We start from the raw sequence: 21,048 nt of genomic DNA on the forward strand, positions 1-21,048 counted from the left end.
GGCCATTAGGAAAAAAAAGGGCCAAAGGTGTCCCTTCAGCCCGTTTGTTCAGATCGCTATTCCCGTCTCACGACGAAACGGCAACGCTCCTCAGGAGGTTCAACTCGTCCAGCGCCTTGCCGGAGCCGAGAACAACGCAGGACAGAGGGTCTTCTGAAATGAATACCGGCAGCCCGGTCTCCTCCCGGATCAGCAGATCCAGATTGCGCAGGAGTGCGCCGCCGCCAGCCAGAAAGATCCCCTTGTCGACAATGTCAGCTGCCAGCTCAGGCGGGGTCCGCTCCAGGCAAACCTTGACCGCGTCGACAATGGCGTTCACCGGTTCGGTGAGGGCTTCCCGGATTTCCTCCGAATTGATTTCCTGGGTCTTGGGTATCCCCGAGACCAGGTCGCGTCCCTTCACCTCCATGGTGCGCACTTCTCCGCCGGAATAGGCCTCGCCAATCTCGATCTTGATCGTTTCGGCCTTCTGGTCGCCAATGAGCAGATTGTACTTCCGCTTGATGTACTGGACGATCGCCTCATCCATCTTGTCTCCCCCGACCCGCACCGATCTGGTGTAGACGATGCCGGCAAGGGAGATGACCGCCACCTCGGTGGTGCCGCCACCGATGTCGACAATCATGTTCCCCGATGCCTCGGTAATGGGGAGGCCGGCGCCAATGGCCGCGGCCATCGGTTCCTCGATCAGGTAAACCTCACGGGCACCGGCGGATTCGGCCGACTCCTTGACCGCCCGCTTCTCCACCTGGGTGATGCCGGAGGGAACACAGATGACAATCCGGGGACGAACCAGGGTCTTGCGGTTGTGGACCTTGTGTATGAAATGCCGGAGCATCTCCTCTGTGATGTCGAAGTCGGCAATAACCCCGTCCTTCATCGGCCGGATGGCGGTAATGTTGCCAGGGGTGCGGCCCAGCATCTTCTTGGCCTCCATCCCGACCGCCAGGGCTCTCTGCTGGCCATTGCTGGTTGTCTGGACCGCCACGACGGACGGTTCCCGGATGACGATCCCTTTTCCCTTCAGATAGACAAGGGTATTGGCCGTGCCAAGGTCGATGGCCAGGTCATTGGAGAACATCCCGAACAGGTAGTCGAATATTTTCAGCATGAACGCCTCTTTATGTTTAATAGTCGTTACGTCCGTAAAAAGAAAAATTTATAACAAAATCACCTGATTGATGCAAGCTTTAATGCCCTTTATCGGCTATTTTACGGCATATAAGGCAAAAAGTGAGAACTGGCGCCGATTCGCAGCCGTTTTGATACCTTGCGACAGGGCGTTCTTATGGTACTGTTATCTCATATCCCAGTTGGAGAACGGTTTCCATGGACCAGCGACTCCTCAGTTCGCTCCTCAGGCCCGAAGCCTATCCCGAACCGACCGGCTCTGTGTCGCTGCAGCAGACACACGTCTCCTGGCTCCTCTTCACCGACCGATTTGTCTACAAAATCAAGAAACCGGTCGATTTCGGCTTTCTCAACTTTACCACCATGGACCGCCGCCGCTTTTACTGTCACGAAGAGGTGCGCCTCAACAGCCGCCTCTCCCACGACCTGTACGAAGGAGTCATTGAAATCAGGGAGACCCCTGACGGTGCAGTCTTCGACGGAACCGGACGGGTTATCGACTACGCGGTGAAGATGCACCGGCTACCGGCCGAGCGGATGCTTGACCGCCTGGTGGAGACGGAAGGGGTACGTTCCGACCGTATCCGCGAACTTGGCAGGATCATTGCCGACTTCCATCTGGGTGCGGCCCGGGGAAGCGAAATCAGCCGCCATGGTGAGCTCGGCACCATCCGAAGGAACTGGACCGAGAGCTTGGAACAGGTTGCACCATTCGTGCCCAACTGCATTCCCGAACAGCACCTGACCACTATCCGCGCCTGGTCGGAGCGATTCATGACCGAACAGGCGCCGCTATTCGCCAAGCGGCTGGCGGAGGGGTTCATTCGCGACTGCGACGGCGATCTCCATTTGGGAAACATCTGCCTCACGGATCGCTTTCACATCTTCGACTGCATCGAATTCAACGAGCGCTTCCGCTATATCGATACCGCGGCGGACCTGGCCTTTCTCCTCATGGATCTCGACTTCCACGGCCGGAGCGACTTTGGTTCGCTGCTGCTGGAGACCTATATGGCTGAGACCGGTGACGGGGAGATTGCGCTGCTGCTGGATTTCTACCGTGTCTATCGTGCCTTTGTCCGGGGCAAGGTAACGGCATTCCGGTTGGATGACCCGGCTACACCGCAGGAAGAGCGGAGCCGGGTTCAGGAACTGGCAACAGCCTATTTCCGGCTGGCCAGGGGGTACCTCCTGCGTCCGAACCTCCCCCTCACCCTCTTCATCACCTGTGGCCTGATGGGGAGCGGCAAAAGCAGCATCGCCCGCCTGCTGGCCAGGGAACTGGGCCTGGTCTGGCTTCGCTCGGACCGGACCAGAAAGGAACTGGCCGGCGTCACCGTACCACCCGACACCACGGAGGATTTCGGCACGGGGCTCTACACCCCTGAGATGACAGAGGCCACGTACGGTGAGCTTGCCCGGCTGGCCGAAGAACAGCTGAGAGCCGGACGAAGTGTCGTGGTGGACGCCACATTTTGCAAGATGAAAGATCGCGACAGCTTCCGTCAACTGGGCGCCGGAACCGGCGCCCGCTGTATGACCATTGCCGTTGAATGCCCTCTTGACCTGCTCGCAAAAAGACTGCAGAGCCGCTACGAGGAGAGATTGGACATTTCCGATGGCAGGCCAGAACTGCTCGACGAGCAGGCCGCGACATTCGAACCACCGAGCCGGGATGAAGGGGACCTGATCCGGTTGCACTCAGTTGGCCACCCGTTTGCCCTGGCTGAACAGGTACTGCAGGAGCTGAAACTGTCATGACGCCTTTCCAGCGCTGGAAACGACGGATGCTCAAACACCTCCGCCTCATGGAGTCCTGGGTAATTTTCTTTCTCCTTGGTCTCATCATGATGAACTACCCGTTCATCCACATCTTCAACAAAAATGTGGATGTATTCGGCTTCCCACTGCTGTTTCTCTACCTGATGGGGGGGTGGGCAGTCTCCATCTGCGTCATCTACCTCTTCACCAAAGCCATGGAGGATAACAACCACAAGGAGGAACGCCATTGAGCGTTGGCCTGGAAACGGTCGTTGGGGTTTCCCTCCTCTATGTGATCCTGCTCTTCCTGGTCGCCTATTACGCCCATGTAAAAGGAGAACAGGGCGAAAGCATTGTCTCGAACCCCTACATCTACTCCCTGTCGATAGCCGTCTACTGCACCTCGTGGACCTTTTACGGCAGTGTCGGCAAGGCTGCCACCACCGGCTTGGACTTCATCCTCATCTACCTGGGGCCATCCCTTACCGCCTTTTCCTGGTGGCTGATCCTGCGGAAGATCATCCGGATCAGCAAGGAAAACAATATCACCTCCATCGCCGACTTCCTCAGTTCCCGTTATGGCAAATCCCAATGGCTGGGAGCCCTGATCACGGTCATCGCCATCCTGGGGATCGTCCCCTATGTAGCCCTACAGCTGAAAGCGGTCTCCACCACCTTCCAGATCATCTGTGGCAACCAGTACCTCTGCATCCCCGAGAACATCTTCGGCCCCGGCACCGTTGTCCATTCCGGCTTCATCGCCGCCCTTATCCTCAGCGCCTTTGGCGTCATCTTCGGGGCACGCAGCCTGAGATCGTCGGAGCGCCATGAAGGGCTGGTGGCGGCCATTGCCCTTGAATCGATCGTCAAACTGGTTACGTTTCTGATCGTAGGGATATTTGTCACTTTTTTCCTGTTCGATGGTTTCTCCGACATATTCTCCCGACTGAAGACACAGGTTGCCGTGTATGACCGTCTGACCACCCTGGGCGGAGATACCGAGTCCGATTACGCCAACTGGTTTACCATGCTTTTTCTTTCCATGAGCGGCATCATGCTGCTCCCCCGCCAGTTCCACATCATGGTGATCGAAAACTCGTCGGAAGAGCATATCAAGGAGGCGATGTGGCGGTTCCCGGCCTACCTCTTTGCCATCAACCTCTTTGTCATCCCGATCGCCTTTGGCGGCATCCTGTTCACCGGCAGCACCAAGGGAGCCGATTATTTCGTCCTGTCACTCCCGCTCCTGAGCGGTCACTCGTGGATCGCTCTTCTTGCCTTCCTGGGCGGGTTCTCCGCCTCAGCAGGGATGATCATGACCGAATCGGTGGCGGTATCAACCATGTTCCTCAACCACCTGGTCATGCCGATCGTGGTCAAGCTGACTCCGCGATCGTGGTTTCCGCTGCTCCTCATCAACCTCAAGCGGTTCGGCATTTTCCTCGTCGTCTTTCTCGGTTATTCCTACAACCTGATGATGGGAGACACCTACACCCTGGTGAACATGGGGCTGATCTCCTTCGCTGCGGCCGCCCAGTTCGCTCCGGCCATGCTGGGTGGACTCTACTGGCACCGCGGAAACAAGGCGGGAGCCATCAGCGGCATCCTCTGCGGTTTTCTGGTCTGGTTCTACTCGCTGCTGCTCCCCTCGTTCATCATATCCGGCTGGTGGAAAACGGACATCCTGGAGAAGGGGCCTTTTGGCATGGTGTTGCTGAGGCCAACCGAGCTGTTCGGCCTCTCGGGATTGGATATCTGGACCCATTCCCTCTTCTGGAGCATGTTTTTCAATGCCGGCTGCTACCTCTTCTGCTCGATCGCCCTGAGACAGGGGGACAAAGAGCGGGACCAGGTACGAAAATTCGTGGACGTGTTCCGGCCAAAGGGGGAAGAACCCCGCTGGGAAACAAAGCGCCTGTCAAAGCCGGTAACCGTCATGCAGTTCGTCACCCTGCTGGCCAAGTTCACCGGCGAGCCCCAGGCATATGCGGCGATCGGCGAATACCTGGGTAACCGCGAGATCGACGAGAAAGGCGGCGTTTCGGAGTTCGAACTCCCCAACCTCAAACGGTTCGTTGAAAAAACCCTGGCAGGCTCGGTCGGCGCGGCAGCCGCCGGCGCCATCGTTGAAAGCTACCTGTCGGACGTGGGCTCGAAGATGGAACCTTTTTACGACATCTTCAGCTCGGTACGAACCTCTCTGGAGGAGAGCAGCGAGGCGCTCTACGTCCGGCTCAAGGCATCCGAGATCATGAACCGGTCCCTTGACCTCCGGATCATTATGGAAGATCTGCTGGAGCTGCTGAACAAGGAGTTCAAGTTCGATCTGGCCGTAATCAGGACCGTGGACAGTACCGGTGCTCTTCGAGTGCAAAGCTTCAAAGGGATTGAGGTGGACGCAATCCTCGGCAACACCATTGTCCCGGAGGTCGACTCCTATATCGGCGAGGCGTTTCTCACCAATAAAGCCCAGTTTGTCAACGACGCGAGAAACATCACCAAAGCCCATACCCAGGCGATCCTGGCGCGACAGAACTTCAGCTCGTTCGCCCATATCCCCATTGCCAGGGAAGGTGAGCCAGCCACCGGCATCCTGTCGGTCTTCTCGATCAACATCGTCGGCCTCTTTACGGAACAATTCCTCGATCTGCTGGCCAGCCTGGCCGGCCAACTGGCCCAGGCGGTCAAGATCGTCGAAGAACGGGAAGCGCGGGAGCAGGAGCGGAAAGAAAAGGAAAAGGCCCTTCTGGAAACCGCCCGGGTCACCAGGGACATGGAACTGGCCAAGCAGATCCAGCACTCGCTCCTCCCCGACACCCCACCGTCCATTCCGGGGATAGAACTTGCCAGCCGCTGCATTCCGGCTACCCACATCGGTGGCGATTATTACGATTACTTCCCGCGAAGCCCGGAGATCATCGACTTCGTGATTGCCGACGTTTCCGGACACAGTGTCGGTGCGGCCCTGATCATGGTGGAAACCAGGTCGGTACTCAGGGCGCAGGTCATGACCACCTCCAGCACCGGCAACATCATCAAACAGCTGAACAGCTTGCTCTACGAAGACCTTTCCCGGGCTGAACTCTTCATCAGCATGTTCTACGCCAAATATGACGCCCGGGACAGGACCCTCAGCTATTCCAGCGCCGGCCATAATCAACCGCTGCTGTACCGGTATCGTGAAAGGAGTTGCGAAGAGCTCGATGCCGAAGGGATGATCCTGGGGGTTAAGCCGGATGTGGAGTTCGAGGAAAAACGGCTCGCGATGGCCCCGGGAGATGTCCTCTTGCTGTACACCGACGGAATAACCGAAGCGGAAAACGAAGCCGGGGAGATGTTCGGCACAGAGCGGTTGATGGCTGCCCTGAAGCGGGAAGTCGATGGGAACGCGGCGACCATCGTGGAGGGGATCTACCGGGAAGTGAGATCCTTTACCCGCATCGAAATTCAGACCGACGACATATCGGTAGTCGTCCTGAAAGTGCTGTTGTAACAAAAGAACGCGTCAGGGTGTCGCGAAGACGCCAATGATGTGCAATAATGATTATAGAATTAAAAATCGACGGCCACACGAGGAGGATTGTCATGAACCTGAAATCCGAGATACGAAACAATGTCGTCATTCTGGAAGTGCAGGAAGAGCGGCTCGATGCCCACAACTCAGGAGACCTGAAAGCGGCCATGCTGAAGTTCTATGAAGAGGGAAACAAGAATATCCTGATCGACCTGAAAGATGTCCGGTTCATCGACAGTTCCGGACTCGGCGCCCTGGTGTCGGGATTCAAGAATGCCATCTCCCACCAGGGGAACCTCAAGCTGGCCTCTTTACAGCCTCAGGTCAAGTCGATGTTCGAACTCACCCGTCTACACCGTGTTTTCGAAATATTCCCCTCCCTGACCGAAGCCATTGAAAGCCTCTAAGGATAAGGTCATGGGCGACAACTCTATTGCCGTTGAAATCAAGGTTCCAAACCAGACCCGCTACCTCAGCCTGATCGGCCGTATCGGAGAAGACGTGGCACGGGAGCTGAACCGCTATTCCGGTGACCGTGAGACCCTGGCCTATCACATCAACCTGGTCCTCACGGAAGCCATGGTGAATGCCATCAAGTATGCCGGCGCCGGTGGTGAGGAGGAGACGGTCCACATCCGCATCCATATCACCGATGACGCACTGGCCATCAAGGTGTTCGACCATGGCCAGGGATTCGACATCAACAATATTCCGGATCCGGATTTTGAAACGATAGAAGATCGGGGACGGGGTATCTTCCTGATCAGGTCCCTGATGGATTCGGTCTGCTACCGTAAGGCAGCGGATGGCAACGTGCTGGAGATGATCAAGAAACTGACATGAGCGGTACGAACGAGGCTTACCGGGGGCGTTGTCCCCGATACAGTCGCCAAAGCATTATCCCACCCACCACGAGCATCGGCAGGCTCAGCAGTTGGCCCATGGTGGCCACGCTGGCAATGAACCCTATCTGCTGATCCGGCTCGCGGAAGTTTTCGACCACAAATCTGAACAGACCATAACCGGCGATAAAGGTCCAAAAGATGGCGCCGTCGGGGTGCCGGCGACCGGAAATCGTCCGCAGGACGGCAAACAGCACAACCCCCTCCAGGAATGCCTCATAGAGTTGAGACGGGTGGCGGGACAGTGGGCCGCCGCCGGGAAAGACAATCCCCCACGGCATATCGGTCGTTCTCCCGAACAGCTCGCCATTGATGAAGTTGCCGATCCGGCCGAGCCCCAGACCGATCGGCGCCGGCAGAAAGCTGAGATCGGCCAGTTGCCAGAAACCGAGCCCTTTCTTCCTGCCGAACAGGTAACCGGCAATAATCCCCCCGATGAGCCCGCCGTGGAACGACATCCCCCCTTCCCAGACCGCAAACAGCTTCAATGGATGAGAGAGATAGTAGGAGAGGTTGTAGAAGAGGATGTAGCCGAAACGGCCGCCGAGCACGATCCCCAAGGCAACGGAGAACACCAGGTCCGCCACATCGTCCTTGGTGAGCGGCAGTTGCTTGCGGCGCGCTGCGTCACGGATCAGAAAGTACGCCGCGGCAAAACCGAGGATATACATCAGTCCGTACCAGCGGAACTCCAGGGGACCGAGACGGAGGAATACCGGATCTATTGTAGGGAATGTCATCTGTTATCCTGTGGAGCCGATTGCACCGGCTGACTCCAGCAAAAAGGGAGGGGCTTCGAAACGCTGGCGAAATTAGCACCTGAGAGGTCAGCGGTCAAGCTGAATCATGCCTCATAATCAGGCAATGGGAACATACTCACGGTAGGCGTTCCTTCATGGCCTATGGCTCAGACAGTTCCCGTGAGCACTCTCGTATAATCTTCTCAATCTCCTCATCACTGACCTCCGGTAGCAGAACCGCCCCAAGATCATCTTTTTCCACACAGGTGATCCCTGGATATCGCTGCTCAAGGCCGCGTAGTTCGCTGGCCTGGCTTTTCACGGTTGCAAGCAGCCGGCGACGTTCCACCTCCATGTCGAACTTCTCGATAGCTGAACGAAGTGCCAGGATCAATTCGTGGTCGTTCCAAGGCTTGGTGAAGAAACGATATATTTCTCCGCTGTTGACCGCCTTCATGGTCGACTCGACACTGGCATGCCCGGTCAGCATGATCCTGACCGTATCAGGGTACTGTTCACGCACCTTGGCAAGGAATATGGCGCCACTGATCCCCGGCATCTGCTCATCGGAAACAACCACCTTGAAGCGCTGCGCCGCCATGAGACGAAGGGCTTCATCACCGCTCGTGGCAACGAAAACTTCGTACGGCTCTTCCATCAGCGCCCGCTTGAGCGCAGCAAGTACATTTACTTCGTCGTCGACCAGCAATATCGAATTGTTCATTACAGGGCTCCTTTTATCTGCGTGACCTCTAATGGCTTGCATGGACAGGTGTCGTCTCCTTGGCGTGACCGCAGAAAGGACAGCTGAGCCACTCCTCTTCCAGGTGGACCTTGCAGAACGAGCAGATATTGCGGCGGAACGTGCCGCAGTAGGGACAGAAGTTAAACTTGGCATCTATGAGCCGCTCGCAATGCTCGCAGCTCCGCTCATTGCCGGTTTGCGGTCCAATGACGCGCAGGATTTCCTCCAGGGTCGTTGCCCCCTGGCGCACCTTTTCCAGGCCGTCCTCGATCAGGGTCCGCATACCATCGGCCCGAGCCATCTCCAGCAGTTCGGATTCGCGATAGGAACTGCTGATGAACTGGCGATAGTCGTCATTCATAAGAAAAAGCTCAAAGATACCGAGTCGCCCATAGTAGCCGGTATGGTTGCACTTGTCACACCCCTTGCCTCGCAACAGAGGGCTGGCGAAAAACCCGGCCGGGACCCGCAGCAGCCTGAGCAGTTCGGCATCGGGCTCAATCGGCTCTCGACAATGGGTGCATACCTTCCGTACCAGGCGCTGGGCCATGATCCCCTCAAGGGCGGACGCCAGTATGTACGGTTTGATCTCCATATCCATGAGCCTGGTGATAGAGGCAACGGAACTGTTGGTGTGCAGCGTGGAGAGTACCATATGCCCGGTTAGTGCCGCCTTGAACGCCACATCAGCCGTATCGAAATCACGGATCTCACCGACCATGATGACATCGGGGTCCTGTCGCAGGGTGGCCCGGAGGACCTGAGCAAAGTTCAGGCCGATCTTCTCACGGACCGAGACCTGGTTCGCCTCCTCCAGGAAATACTCCACTGGTTCCTCGATGGTTTCGAAGTTCTTGCTCTGCTCAATCATGGCAGAGAGTATGGAATAAAGCATGGTGGTCTTACCGCTCCCGGTCGGGCCGGTACTGATGATCACCCCCTGGGGCTTGCGGGTGATGATACCTATCTTACGCAGATCGTCGGGCAGCACCCCCAGTTCGTCCAGGCTGCGGATGGATGCGCTCTTGTCCAACAATCTGAGCACAATCTTTTCGCCGTTCATGGTGGGAAGGGTGGAAACCCGCATATCGACAATGCGTGTGCCGCTCTTCACCGTGATCCGGCCGTCCTGGGGTCTGCGCCTCTCGGAGATGTCCATCTTGGCCAGGATCTTCACCCGGGAGACAACTGCCGGATGAAGATCGACCGGAACCTTGATCTTGGCGTGAAGCATCCCGTCGATCCGGTAACGGACCAGGGTATACTTGGTCTTCGGTTCAATGTGGATGTCGCTGGCCCGGTAGCGAATCGCCTCGGTGATGACGGCATTCACGATGCGGATGATCGGCGGCACTTCGGAAGAGCCGATCAGTTCCTGTAGATTGACATCCCTTTCCTCATCATCGATGACGATGTCGATCTCATCAAGTGGCTCCAGATCGGCGTAATCATCGGCCTCGGCGACTCCGTCCACATTCTCGCCGTAAAAGCTCTGGAGCCGTGCCAGGATCTCGCTGCTGCCCGCAAGCAGAGCTGTCACCTTGAGCCCGGTCATCGTGGCGATGTTGTCGCACTTGTAGATATCTGACGGATCGGCCATGACAACCGTCAGCGTTCTGCTGTCGAGCTTCACCGGCAGGATGCGGTTTTTTTCGCACAGCTCCTTGGGGAGAAATCTGACGGTCGCCGGATTCAGTTGGATCTCGCGCAGGTCCAGGTACTCGATGTTCAGGTGACTCTGCATCGCCTTGAGGATGCGTGACTCCGAGGCAAGCCCGAGACGCACGACAGCGTCGCTAAGGAATTCGCCTCCATTCAGGGAGCGCTGCACCCGGTCCAGGTCCTCTTGTTTCAGCACCCCCTCCTTCACCAGAATGCTTCCCATCATACCGCGGTTCTCGTCGAACATCCCTGCGTAGTTCCTGATCTTCTGCTGCTGCGTGCGAGTCAGGTCGCGCAGCTTGCGGTTTTCCCGCATCAGCACGTACTGCTGTAGAGCGAGGCTTACCGTCAGCCGCAGGTCTTCGTCGTTCCACGGCTTAGTGATAAACTTGTAGACAGCACCGTCCTTTACTGCCCCCATGATGGAATTGACGTCGGCATACCCGGTCAGCATGATCCGGATGGTCTCCGGCCACCGCTCCTTGATGACTTTGAGAAGTTCTGCACCAGTCATCCCTGGCATCCGGTGGTCGGAAACCACCAAGTGCACCTTCTGAGCCTCCAGCAGGCTCAGCGCCTTATCCGCCGACGCCGCCGTCAGTATCTCATAGTTTTCTTCCATGAAGATCCGTCGCATGGCCGAGAGGACCCCTTCCTCGTCGTCCACGAAAAGAAGCGAGAAAATCTGCTCTTCCTCGGCACCGGTCCCGGCAGAATCGGCCATGATCGTTTCGCCATCGGTTGCCGGTGAGGCAGCTTTAAATAGTTCGGAATACTTTGACATGTCCCTTCCTGTGACTACCCGCGAACAATATTTCTTTGTAACGGCAGCGTAACCGTGAAGCGGGCACCTCCGCCGGGGGCGTCATCGACCCCCACCTCTCCCTGCAACGACCTGATACTGTCGTAGACGACAGCGAGCCCCATACCGGTACCGGCACCGACTTGGCGGGTCGTGTAGAACGGCTCGAAGATGCGACTCCGCAGTTCAAGTGGAATACCGGGACCGTTGTCGGCAATGGTGACGGTCAGGCAGCCTTCATGCAGCCGAGTGGCAAGAGTCAGCTTCAGCCCATCCTGACGGACTACCAGGGCATTTCGCACAATATTGAGAAAAATCTGGCAAAGGAGCGTTGGCCTGCAACTGTACGGCTTGAGCAGACCGTAATCCCTGAATATCTCGGTGCCAGGAGGGATCTGATGGGTGAGTACGCTTAAGGTGCGGTCGAGCTCTTCGTTGACATCCACATCACCTTCGACCTCGGCATCCACATGGGAGAATCCCTTGAGATCGGCAACGATCTTGCTAACCCGCTCGGCACCGACCAGGCTCTCGGACAGCAAGTCTCCGATATCAGCCAGGACCATGTCCAGTTTCAGCTCGTTCCACTTGACGGCACACTGGCTTGAAACTTCGTCCAGCGGCATGCCACTCGCGACGCGGTTACGAAAAAACTCCAGCATGGCCACGAAACGGCTGACATACTTCTGTAGCGTGGACAAGTTGCTGGTGATGAACCCGAGCGGGTTGTTGATCTCGTGGGCCACGCCGGCTGCCAGCTGGCCGATGGCGGCCATGTTCTCCTGCTGGAGGAGTCGGGCATGGGCACGTTCCAGTTCGGCGGTCCGCTCCTTCACTTTCGAGTCAAGGGTCTCGGCCAGTTCCCGGTAGCGCGCCTCCGAAGCGGTCAGCCGCTCGTTGGCTGCCAGCAGATCGTCATACGACTGGCTGACCACAGCCGTATGCATCTCGGTGGTCAGCATCCGCTTGAGATTGTTGGCCAGGATCGTGTTTATGGCAACCCAGAGCAGCCCGGCCAGCCCGTCAAGACGCTCTTCATCACCCTCCCGGCCTGAAACCACCAGTGTCCCGACCGGTTCCCCCTCCAGACGGAGGACACGGGTCGCCGTTACTACGGACGCAACAGCGGGGTTACACTCCGCCCGGATCGGCTCACCGGCGGCATTCAGCAGAAGCGCCTCCGCGACGCCGGCCCGGACCACTTCGCGCAAGAGCGGCACGACATCTCCTGACCGCAGGATCTCCAGCAGCCCCTTTTCCTCGCCAACCGTGTACCTAACCTGTTGGGACGTCATGCCCTGCCCCCACTCCTCGTATCATTTGACCGATGAAAGCGTCTTGGTCAAGTCCATGTTTTGTGGCCAGATGAAAACGATCGTCGATATGCACGTAGACCAGCACTGCAAGTTTGGTAAGCGTTTCCGTCACCCCGGTCCCCTGTAGGGCGGAGGCCATAAAAATCGGAATTCCTGTCGGCCCCCAGGTCTTCAGGAGATCGGCCTCGGCTACGATATCGGGCAGGTCCCGCTTGTTGAACTGGATGACCAGCGGCAGCCGGTCGATATCGAGACCGACCAGTGCCAGGTTCCGTTCCAGGTTCTCGAAGCTGGCAGCGTTATTGGCCGTCTCCTTTGCCCGGGAATCGGCCACGAACACAACACCGTCGGCCCTTTGCAGTACCGCTTTGCGGGTGGCGTCGTGCTTCACCTGACCGGGAACGGTGTAGATCTTCACCTTGATCTTCAACCCGCTCGGCGCCAAGAGGAAAAACGGCAGCAGATCGAAAAAAATCGTCCGATCGTCGGTCGTATCCAGCACCATCAACTCCCCTCTCCCCTCCACCGTCAGCAGATCGTGAAGGCGCAGGAGGTTGGTAGTCTTGCCCGACATGGCCGGCCCGTAATAAACCAGTTTCAGAATCATCCGATTTTGTGCTTCGTCGAATTCGATCACATGACCATTCCTGTCACGTTGATGACGAACACCCCGTTTGCGGGCGGATCGATCTGGTAATAGCGCCGGAGCGACACGATCTTGGCATCGTCCAGCACCGTGCCGCTGCGCATAAGCAACAGACCGGTGCCGCTGAATACGTCGCGGGAGACGATGAGACCTTCCGTGAGCTTGCCGGGCGGAAGCTCCAGTTCCATGGATCCCTGGTGGGTACCTCCTTCCGGCCTAGTAGGGTGGGAAAAATAGTGATAACGGGCAAAACGCTTAAAGTGGCCCACCAGGGACGGGTCCAGCAGGAATCCGAGGTGAAGCGAAATCTTGCCGAATACGACATCAACCGTTACCCCCCCCCGCTGGTTGCCGAATTCATGGTCCAAATAGTCGGCAAAGGCAATGATCCGCGCGCCGATCGGTATCGCCTCACCGGTGAGGCCGTCGGGGAACCCCTTGCCATCGTAACGCTCGTGGTGATGACGGATCAGCAGACCGGCTGCCCGCAGGTCCTCGACCACGTCAATAGCGCTCTGTCCGCGTACTGCATGTTGCAGATAGATCAGCCGCTCGCTCTCGGTCAACTCTATGAGGCTCTTTTCGAGAATTGCCTCAGGGATGCCTATCTTGCCTATGTCGTGAAGGAGCGCCGCCGCATGGATCGTTTCGATATCCTTCTCCGGCAGATTGAGTTCGCGGGCCACATTGACCGACAGTTCGGCAACGTTTTTGGCATGACTTTTTAATCGCGCACTACAGAGCTCCACCAACCGGGAAAATGCTTCCAATACCTTCCGGAAGTTCTCTCCAATCCGTTCGTTCTTTGCCGAGAGGTCCTCGTTCTGTTTGCGGATGGTAGCAGTCTGTTCCAGAACACGTCCCTTCAGGTTGGTGTTCCACTCCTGGAGTTCCTCGTTCTGTTTCTGGACCAGGACGTTGAGCCGCCTGTTCTCCAGCATCAACCGGTACTGGCGAACCGCATCCCGTATGGTCTGGAGGAGATCCTCATCGTTCCACGGCTTGGTGATGTAACGGTAGGCTCCCCCTTTGTTGATGGCCTCTACGGTCGCATTGATGTCGGCGTAGCCGGTCAGGACGATCCGAAGCGCATCTGGAGCTCTCTCCCTTGACCTGCTCAGGAACTCCACACCGCTCATCCCCGGCATCCGCTGGTCGGAGACGATCACCCCGACCCCTCCGGTCTCCCGCAGCACGGTCAACCCCTTTTCGCCCGAGTTTGCGGTAAGGACCAGGAACTCCTCGTCCATAAACAGTCTGTTGAGAGAACGGAGAATACTCTCCTCATCGTCAACGAACAGAACCTTATCCAACTGCACATCAACCGCTTCAGACATGGCATGACTCCTCTTCATTGCCCGCAGCTTCTCTGCCGCAGTCCCGAACAACAATGTGCCTGAACAGGGGTACCAGCTCAGGATCTAGCACAACACCCTGCAACGATTCAAGCACGGAAAGTCCTTTGCGCAAGGAACACCCTTTGCGGTAAGGGCGGTCGGTGGTAAGGGCATCAAAGACATCGGCGACCGCCACGATGCGTGCCTCTTGGGGAATCTGACCGCCGGCCAGTCCGCAGGGATATCCACTGCCGTCAAAGCGTTCATGATGGTACCGGATGATATTGACTACGACCTCCGGCAGTTGGGCCTGCCGGGCAACCTCCGCACCCCAGTCCGGATGCTTGCGTATCGTTTCGAACTCCTTTTCCGTCAATATGCCGTTGAAGTTGAGAATTTCCTCGGGCACGCCGATCTTGCCGCAGTCGTGGAGCCAGCCGCCATAACGGATCTCTCTGAGCCGGGTCGCCGGCATCCCCAACTCCTTTGCGATCCCGGTCGCATAGGTGGCTACCCGGTCGCAGTGGCCGCGGGTGTAGTGATCCTTGAGTTCAATAGTCTGGGCCAGTGAGCGGAGGATCACCTCGTCCTCCCGCCGCAGGGCGGAGAGAACACGGTAACGCGCCAGAGATTCGCTCACCGTCTGTACCAGCAGCTCGTTTTCCCACGGTTTCACCAGGAAGCGAAAGACTTCGCCGCTGTTGATGGCCTGGAGGGCAATGGTGAGGTCGGCATAACCGGTCATCAGCACCTTCACCGTTTGGGGAGACTCCGCCTTGAGCCGGGCCAGTAGGTCTATTCCACCCATATCAGGCATCATGTTGTCCGAGACGATGACACAAATATCTTCGGAGCGGCAGATCTCGATCGCCTGCAGGGGACTACTGGTGTACAGGAGAGTCAGTTCACTATCGTCGAACACCCTGCGGATGGAATTGAGTATATGCTCCTCGTCGTCGACAAACAGCACTTTCGCGTCACCAGTTTCCAACATGTAACACTACCTCCTCTGCATTTCATTGACATCTGCTGACACAAATGCCACCACCACCGCTTCCTGCCCTTCTGCCTGGACATGCACCCCTTTGAGCAACAGATTCTCGCCGTTCAGAACCACCACATCGGACAGGCTTTCCTGCTCGAAGAGCCGGGTGATGAAATCGGTGAACGGCTGGGGCAATACTTCAACCACCTTCTCTCTGAGGATCATCTCGCATTCTTTACCGATAATGCAGGCTGCAAATTCGTTGCACTGAACGATCACCCCGTCCGGGACCACACAAACGACCCCAACCGGCAACATCTGCAGGATATTCCGGGTATGCACCAGGGCCTTGTTTTGCAGGATCAGCTCCGCGGTACGATCAGTCACGATCCGTTCCAGATTCTCGTTCAGGATTTGGAGCTCTTCGTTAGACTCGGCAAGCTTCGAGGCAAGTTCCTGGTTTCGCTTGTGGAGAAAGTAGGTCTCCACTGCCTTGATGATGGTGATCCTGAGTTCGTCGTCGTTCCACGGTTTCGGGATGAACTTGTAAATCTGTCCCTCGTTGATCGCCTCTACAATGGCGGCGGTGTCGGCATACCCGGACAGCACGATGCGCACGGTGTCCGGCCAGCGGCTGCAGACCTCCCGCAGGAACTCGACACCGGTCATGCCCGGCATCCGGTAGTCGGAAATGACCACCTGGGTCTCCGGAGCAGTCGCCAGCAGTTTGAGCCCCTCATCACCCGAAGTCGCGGTGTAGATCTCGAAATCATCGTCCAGAAATATCCGCTCCAGTGACCGCAATACGTTGGCCTCATCGTCCACACAGAGAATGCGTACCTGCTCGTCCATAGCACCCCTCAATCGGTTACCGGTAGACGCACGGTAAACGTCGTCCCTTCACCCACAACACTTTCCAGCAGTATCTCTCCCCCATGCTTCTTGACGATATCGTACGATATGGAGAGCCCCAGGCCGGTCCCTTTTCCGACCTCCTTGGTGGTAAAAAACGGCTCGAATATCCGACTGTGGAGTTCGTCGGGAATACCGCTTCCCGTATCGCTGATAGCGATGAAAATGTCCGCGCCTTCGGCCCAACTGCGGATGGTTATCGTACCTTGGCTTTCTATAGCGTGCGCCGCGTTAACGAGAAGGTTCATAAAAACCTGATTCAGTTGCTGTGGATAGCATCTGGTCTCGGGTAGTTCGCCATACTCCCGCTCCACGGTTGCCTTGTACTTCAGTTCGTTCCAGACAATATTGAGGGTACTTTCCAGGCAATTATTGAGATTTTCACGCTTGTATTCGGATTCATCCACCCTGGAAAAGCTCTTCAGGTTCTGGACAATCTTCCTGACCCGGTCGGTGCCGTCAAGAGATTCCTGAATCAGCTTGCGGCTATCCTCAATAATATAGTCGAGCTTCAGCTTTTTTCGCTGGCTGGCAATCACCTCCCCTACCTCCTGCGAAGCAGAAGAGGAAAGCGCTTCCCCCTGGGCCTGGATGAACTCGATCATCCGCCCCACATACTTATCCAGGGTACCGAGGTTGCTGTTGACGAAACCGATGGGATTGTTGATCTCATGGGCAACACCGGCGGCCAGTTGCCCGATGGAAGCCATCTTTTCCTTCTGGAGCATCTGGGAGTGGGCCTCCTTCAACTCCTTTAGAGCCGTCTCCAGCGCTTCGGACGCTCTCTTCAACTCCGTGAAATCGTGAAATGTAATAACCGCACCGGAAATGTCGTCATCTTTGATGGGGTAATAGGTGAGGTAAAACCATTTCTCGCTCTGACTGTGGTAGAACTGCATGCTCCATTGTGTTCGCCCTCTTGTCTCAATATCGGGGGCGAGCAACAGCGTCCGCCAGTCAGTACCGAGAATATCGTCGAACGGCTTACCGACAAGCTCGACCACTGCCAGGTTACATCGGCGTACCCTTTCCGCCTCATCAACAAGGATGACCAAATCGCTGATGCAATCGAGGGTCTGCTCCCACTCCCTTTTCCCCTGCTGCACCTGGAGGAAGAGGTCGCTCAACTGCTCGTGGTGCTTCTCGAGTTTCTCACGACTCTGACGTAGCGCCTCCTCAGCCTCCTTGCGGGCGGTGATGTCCTCCTTGATCGCCAGAAAATGTGTAATGACACCATCCGTGTCGGACACGGGGGCGATGGTGACGTTCTCCCAGTAGCGCTCACCGCTTTTTTTCCTGTTGAGGAGTTCCCCCCGCCACTCCCGTCCCGAGGTAATTGCCCTCCATAACTCCTCGTACACCTCTGGCGGGTTGGCGTCGGACTTCATGATCCGCGGGTTCTTCCCCTGCACCTCTTCGAACTCGTAGCCGGTCAATTGTGTGAACTTGGGGTTGACATATTCTATACCACCTCTGACATCGGTTATAACTATGGAAGCAGGGCTCTGCTCGACGGCACGGGAAAGCTTGCGCAGACTTTCTTCGGCCTCCCTGCTTTCGGTGATATCGTAGCAGCTGCCTATATACCCGGCAAAGACACCGTCGAAGTCATTGAAGGGCCGGCCGAAGTTTACGACCCAGCGGTACACCCCATCCCAGCGGCGGAGTCGGTACTCCATCCGGAACGGACGTCTGGCCTCGGAGGCTTCGAGGTAGGTAGCGAGACAATAGTCACGGTCCTCGGGGTGCACCCCCTCGGCCCAGCCGTCCCCCAGGTCCTGCTCCAGTGTGCGGCCGGTAAAATCGAGCCAGGTCTTGTTAAGATAGTTGCATTTGGCATCGGTACCGGCACGCCAGATGAACGCGGGAAACTCCTCGAACAGGCTGAGGTAGAAATCCTTTAAGAGAATCACGTTATCTTCGGCGATTTTCCGCTCGGTGATGTCCTGAAGCGTTTCGATGACCGCCACCAATGCGTCATCGGCATTCCTGATGGGCGCGGCTTCGAAGAAGATATAGCGATCCTTTCCCCCGAGACCGGAGTACCACCCTTCGGACTGCAGCCCCTCCTTGGCAAGGGTGGAAGGAGACGATTTGTCGTAGAGTTCCGGAAGTTTTTCTTGATCATGACTAATGATGACGTCAGCAAGGGTAGGGCGCCTCTGACTGTAAAACGGCTCCCACTGCCGCTCGGTACCGATCATAGCTTCGGCCATGAATCCCGTAAGTTTCTCGCATGCCTTGTTCCAGAAGACAATCCGGTGAAGGGAGTCGAGCACGAAGATAGGCGCGGTAGCATTGCTGATCAGTTTTTCCGCGAAGTTCTTCTGGGTCTGGAGTTCCATCTGTTGCCTTTCCAACTCACCCACCATGGCGTTAAAGGTCTCGGCCAGGGTTCCGATCTCGTCAGCGGCAGCGTCTCTGAAGTACTTATCTTCCCCCACCTTGCCGGGGAGACTTGCAACATGCCGGGTAAAACGGATCAGTGGTGCCGTGATGCGCGCCATAACCAACCAGATCACTGTGGCCAGAATAAGATCTATCAAGGCAATCGCAACAATCAGTTTCGTCCGAATCTTCATTATCGGCCCGTACACCTCGGAACGTGGGTAGTGAGCTGCCAGTATCCAATCAACGTTCTTCAGATGCTTGAACATGGCAAAGCCGTCCACTCCGCTTAAATTCGGAGATTCAGTGATCCCTTCGAATCCAGCGATGGCACGGTCAACCGCCCTATTCAGCCCTGGCCGGACCGTCTTGAGAACGTAAGAACTGTCCGGATGTGTCACTATGACCCGCCCCTCGGTGATCAATGAAAAGTAACCATGATCGCCGATCTTGAGCCGGTTGATTTTAGTGATGAAGGAATCCTCGGTAAGCCGCATTCGGCCGGAGATGACGGCAACGACCGTACCGTCTCCGGCCTTGATCGGTGCCGTGAAGGAGACAACCGGGAATTCTCCGGGCAGGGATATCCGATACGGTGTCGAGATGGCGGGCGAGCCGGTCCTGAACGTTTTGCTCACATATTCCTCGGCTGGGCAGGTCCTGCCAAGGCTTTCGTAGCTGCGTGGACTTCCGGCCAGGAGTCGACCCTTACGGTCGACCACGCGGAATCCGGCATCAAAAAAAATGCGAGTTTCTTTCTTGTTGTCGAGAATTTTTTGCAGTCGTTCCGGTTGGAGGAGATCCTGCGGATTAATGTCCGACGCCACAGAAACAAGCTGGCGTTGGGCTAGTGCGAGCTTGTCGTCGAGTTGCTGGCCAAGTGCAGCGATCAGCCCCAACTGCTGCTTGGCCATCTCGGACTTGAATTCGCCTGTAAAACAGACGTAAGCCAATGCAGCCAACCCGACGAATCCAGCAAATATCAGAAAAAAGACGGGGATAGTAATCTTCGACTTCAGGCTCACGGACATGACTGGCACCCTCCCTGTTGTGGGATACGTGTATATATCGGGCAATAAAGATTAAAATTGAATTGATTTAATCTGATCATATCACGGGCAGAACCGACACATCCTCTGTCTGCCGGCATTTTTCAGGATGAGATCGCCACCGTGGTCATTGCATCGACATTAGACATACCATTTCAATGACCATGAACGCGTCTGACCGAGAACCGCAGAAAATTTCAACAAAAAAAATCGGGAGAACAGGCAGCCTCAAAAAAGGTACCCATTCCCCCGATAATTTCAGCCCTGAATTCGCCGGTTGGAGCTATCCGCTACAGACCCCTACCCCATTCTGCCCAGAAGCGGCACGATCAGGAGCGAGACGATGTTGATGATCTTGATCATCGGGTTGACTGCCGGCCCGGCGGTGTCCTTGTACGGGTCGCCAACGGTGTCGCCGGTGACGGCCGCCTTGTGGGCGTCACCACCCTTGCCGCCATGGTGGCCGTCTTCGATGTATTTCTTGGCATTGTCCCAGGCCCCGCCGCCGGTGGTCATGGAGATGGCGACAAAGATGCCGGTGACGATGGTCCCGACGATCACCCCGCCCAGGGCCTTGGGTCCCAGGGTGAAGCCGATGATGATCGGGGCCGCGATCGGGATGATGCCGGGGATGACCATTTCCTTCAGGGCGGTTTTGGTGACGATGTCGACGCAGGCGGCGTAGTCGGGCTTGCCGGTCCCTTCCATGATTCCCTTGATCTCACGGAACTGGCGGCGGACTTCTTCAACGACCGAGCCGCCGGCTTTGCCGACCGCTTCCATGCAGAGAGCGGCAAAGTAGTACGGCAGCATGCCGCCGAGGAAGAGGCCGACGATGATGTACGGGTCGGACAGGGAGAATTCGATCTGCTGGCCGGCCAGTTTCAGTTCGTCCACGTAGGAGGTGAAGAGGATGACCGCAGCCAGGCCGGCGGAGCCGATGGCGTATCCCTTGGTGACGGCCTTGGTGGTGTTGCCGACCGCGTCCAGCGGGTCGGTGACGGCCCGGACCGAGTCGTCCAGTTCGGCCATTTCCGCGATGCCGCCGGCGTTGTCGGTGATCGGGCCGTAGGCGTCCATGGCAACGACAATGCCGGTAAGGGAGAGCATGGAGACGGCGGCGACGGCGATGCCGTAGACCCCGGCGCTTTTGTAGGC

16 protein-coding genes are annotated in these 21,048 nt (G+C 56.9%); 5 read left to right on the forward strand and 11 right to left on the reverse strand.

All coding sequences use genetic code 11. From position 1 onward, the window contains the following. Positions 1 to 67: 67 nt before the first annotated feature. Positions 68 to 1,111: a rod shape-determining protein gene (locus JN12_RS09365; protein ID WP_145021612.1), complete on the reverse strand. Its 1,044-nt coding sequence runs from the start codon at positions 1,109 to 1,111 to the stop codon at positions 68 to 70. A 218-nt stretch (positions 1,112 to 1,329) separates the two neighbouring features. Between JN12_RS09365 and JN12_RS09370 the strand changes: the two genes are divergently transcribed. The 5 genes from JN12_RS09370 (at position 1,330) to JN12_RS09390 (ending at position 7,249) form a co-directional block, all read left to right on the forward strand. Further along, positions 1,330 to 2,892: a bifunctional aminoglycoside phosphotransferase/ATP-binding protein gene (locus JN12_RS09370; protein WP_145021615.1), complete on the forward strand. Its 1,563-nt coding sequence runs from the start codon at positions 1,330 to 1,332 to the stop codon at positions 2,890 to 2,892. Then, entirely contained in the window at positions 2,889 to 3,143 is a 255-nt protein-coding gene (locus tag JN12_RS09375) for a hypothetical protein (protein WP_145021617.1), read from the forward strand. Before JN12_RS09370 ends, JN12_RS09375 begins: the two co-directional genes overlap by 4 nt. Further along, a complete protein-coding gene (locus JN12_RS09380) occupies positions 3,140 to 6,385 on the forward strand; it encodes a sodium:solute symporter family transporter (protein WP_145021619.1) in 3,246 nt (1,081 codons plus the stop codon). Before JN12_RS09375 ends, JN12_RS09380 begins: the two co-directional genes overlap by 4 nt. Before the next feature lie 92 nt (positions 6,386 to 6,477). Beyond that, on the forward strand, positions 6,478 to 6,813 hold the full coding sequence (locus JN12_RS09385; protein WP_145021621.1) for an STAS domain-containing protein: 336 nt from the start codon (positions 6,478 to 6,480) through the stop codon (positions 6,811 to 6,813). A 10-nt stretch (positions 6,814 to 6,823) separates the two neighbouring features. After that, positions 6,824 to 7,249: an ATP-binding protein gene (locus JN12_RS09390; RefSeq protein WP_145021624.1), complete on the forward strand. Its 426-nt coding sequence runs from the start codon at positions 6,824 to 6,826 to the stop codon at positions 7,247 to 7,249. Positions 7,250 to 7,265: 16 nt separating this feature from the next. Here the strand turns inward: JN12_RS09390 and lgt are convergent, their stop codons facing one another. The 10 genes from lgt to JN12_RS09435 all read right to left on the reverse strand — a co-directional run. Next, a complete protein-coding gene (gene lgt / locus JN12_RS09395; RefSeq protein WP_145021626.1) occupies positions 7,266 to 8,048 on the reverse strand; it encodes a prolipoprotein diacylglyceryl transferase in 783 nt (260 codons plus the stop codon). 160 nt (positions 8,049 to 8,208) lie between these two features. Continuing rightward, positions 8,209 to 8,772 (reverse strand): response regulator, encoded by a 564-nt coding sequence (locus JN12_RS09400; RefSeq protein ID WP_145021628.1) that lies wholly within the window; start codon positions 8,770 to 8,772, stop codon positions 8,209 to 8,211. Between the two features lie 28 nt (positions 8,773 to 8,800). Next, entirely contained in the window at positions 8,801 to 11,239 is a 2,439-nt protein-coding gene (locus JN12_RS09405) for an ATPase, T2SS/T4P/T4SS family (RefSeq protein ID WP_145021630.1), read from the reverse strand. Between the two features lie 14 nt (positions 11,240 to 11,253). Beyond that, positions 11,254 to 12,552: a sensor histidine kinase gene (locus JN12_RS09410; protein ID WP_145021632.1), complete on the reverse strand. Its 1,299-nt coding sequence runs from the start codon at positions 12,550 to 12,552 to the stop codon at positions 11,254 to 11,256. Continuing rightward, on the reverse strand, positions 12,533 to 13,210 hold the full coding sequence (locus JN12_RS09415) for a GTP-binding protein (protein WP_145021635.1): 678 nt from the start codon (positions 13,208 to 13,210) through the stop codon (positions 12,533 to 12,535). The genes JN12_RS09410 and JN12_RS09415 overlap by 20 nt, the downstream gene beginning before the upstream one ends. Further along, on the reverse strand, positions 13,207 to 14,556 hold the full coding sequence (locus JN12_RS09420) for an HD domain-containing phosphohydrolase (RefSeq protein WP_145021637.1): 1,350 nt from the start codon (positions 14,554 to 14,556) through the stop codon (positions 13,207 to 13,209). Before JN12_RS09420 ends, JN12_RS09415 begins: the two co-directional genes overlap by 4 nt. After that, on the reverse strand, positions 14,549 to 15,550 hold the full coding sequence (locus JN12_RS09425; protein WP_145021640.1) for an HD domain-containing phosphohydrolase: 1,002 nt from the start codon (positions 15,548 to 15,550) through the stop codon (positions 14,549 to 14,551). The genes JN12_RS09420 and JN12_RS09425 overlap by 8 nt, the downstream gene beginning before the upstream one ends. Before the next feature lie 6 nt (positions 15,551 to 15,556). Beyond that, complete coding sequence (locus JN12_RS20780) at positions 15,557 to 16,393, reverse strand: response regulator (RefSeq protein ID WP_246125812.1); 837 nt, start codon at positions 16,391 to 16,393, stop codon at positions 15,557 to 15,559. A gap of 8 nt (positions 16,394 to 16,401) precedes the next feature. Next, positions 16,402 to 19,872 (reverse strand): PAS domain S-box protein, encoded by a 3,471-nt coding sequence (locus JN12_RS09430; RefSeq protein WP_246125813.1) that lies wholly within the window; start codon positions 19,870 to 19,872, stop codon positions 16,402 to 16,404. A 318-nt stretch (positions 19,873 to 20,190) separates the two neighbouring features. Next, positions 20,191 to 21,048, reverse strand: an 858-nt coding sequence (locus JN12_RS09435) for a sodium/proton-translocating pyrophosphatase (protein WP_211360522.1), incomplete at its 5' end; no start/stop codon positions are given.

Source organism: Geobacter argillaceus (assembly GCF_007830735.1).
Taxonomy (GTDB): domain Bacteria; phylum Desulfobacterota; class Desulfuromonadia; order Geobacterales; family DSM-12255; genus Geomobilibacter; species Geomobilibacter argillaceus.

What these genes read in the sequence shown, in the direction of transcription:
- JN12_RS09385 (WP_145021621.1), top strand. Translation starts at nt 6,478, where the DNA reads ATGAACCTGAAATCCGAGATACGAAACAATGTCGTCATTCTGGAAGTG.
- JN12_RS09430 (WP_246125813.1), bottom strand. Translation starts at nt 19,872, where the DNA reads ATGTCCGTGAGCCTGAAGTCGAAGATTACTATCCCCGTCTTTTTTCTG.
- JN12_RS09370 (WP_145021615.1), top strand. Translation starts at nt 1,330, where the DNA reads ATGGACCAGCGACTCCTCAGTTCGCTCCTCAGGCCCGAAGCCTATCCC.
- JN12_RS20780 (WP_246125812.1), bottom strand. Translation starts at nt 16,393, where the DNA reads ATGGACGAGCAGGTACGCATTCTCTGTGTGGACGATGAGGCCAACGTA.
- lgt (WP_145021626.1), bottom strand. Translation starts at nt 8,048, where the DNA reads ATGACATTCCCTACAATAGATCCGGTATTCCTCCGTCTCGGTCCCCTG.
- JN12_RS09425 (WP_145021640.1), bottom strand. Translation starts at nt 15,550, where the DNA reads ATGTTGGAAACTGGTGACGCGAAAGTGCTGTTTGTCGACGACGAGGAG.
- JN12_RS09410 (WP_145021632.1), bottom strand. Translation starts at nt 12,552, where the DNA reads ATGACGTCCCAACAGGTTAGGTACACGGTTGGCGAGGAAAAGGGGCTG.
- JN12_RS09400 (WP_145021628.1), bottom strand. Translation starts at nt 8,772, where the DNA reads ATGAACAATTCGATATTGCTGGTCGACGACGAAGTAAATGTACTTGCT.
- JN12_RS09390 (WP_145021624.1), top strand. Translation starts at nt 6,824, where the DNA reads ATGGGCGACAACTCTATTGCCGTTGAAATCAAGGTTCCAAACCAGACC.
- JN12_RS09405 (WP_145021630.1), bottom strand. Translation starts at nt 11,239, where the DNA reads ATGTCAAAGTATTCCGAACTATTTAAAGCTGCCTCACCGGCAACCGAT.
- JN12_RS09365 (WP_145021612.1), bottom strand. Translation starts at nt 1,111, where the DNA reads ATGCTGAAAATATTCGACTACCTGTTCGGGATGTTCTCCAATGACCTG.
- JN12_RS09375 (WP_145021617.1), top strand. Translation starts at nt 2,889, where the DNA reads ATGACGCCTTTCCAGCGCTGGAAACGACGGATGCTCAAACACCTCCGC.
- JN12_RS09420 (WP_145021637.1), bottom strand. Translation starts at nt 14,556, where the DNA reads ATGTCTGAAGCGGTTGATGTGCAGTTGGATAAGGTTCTGTTCGTTGAC.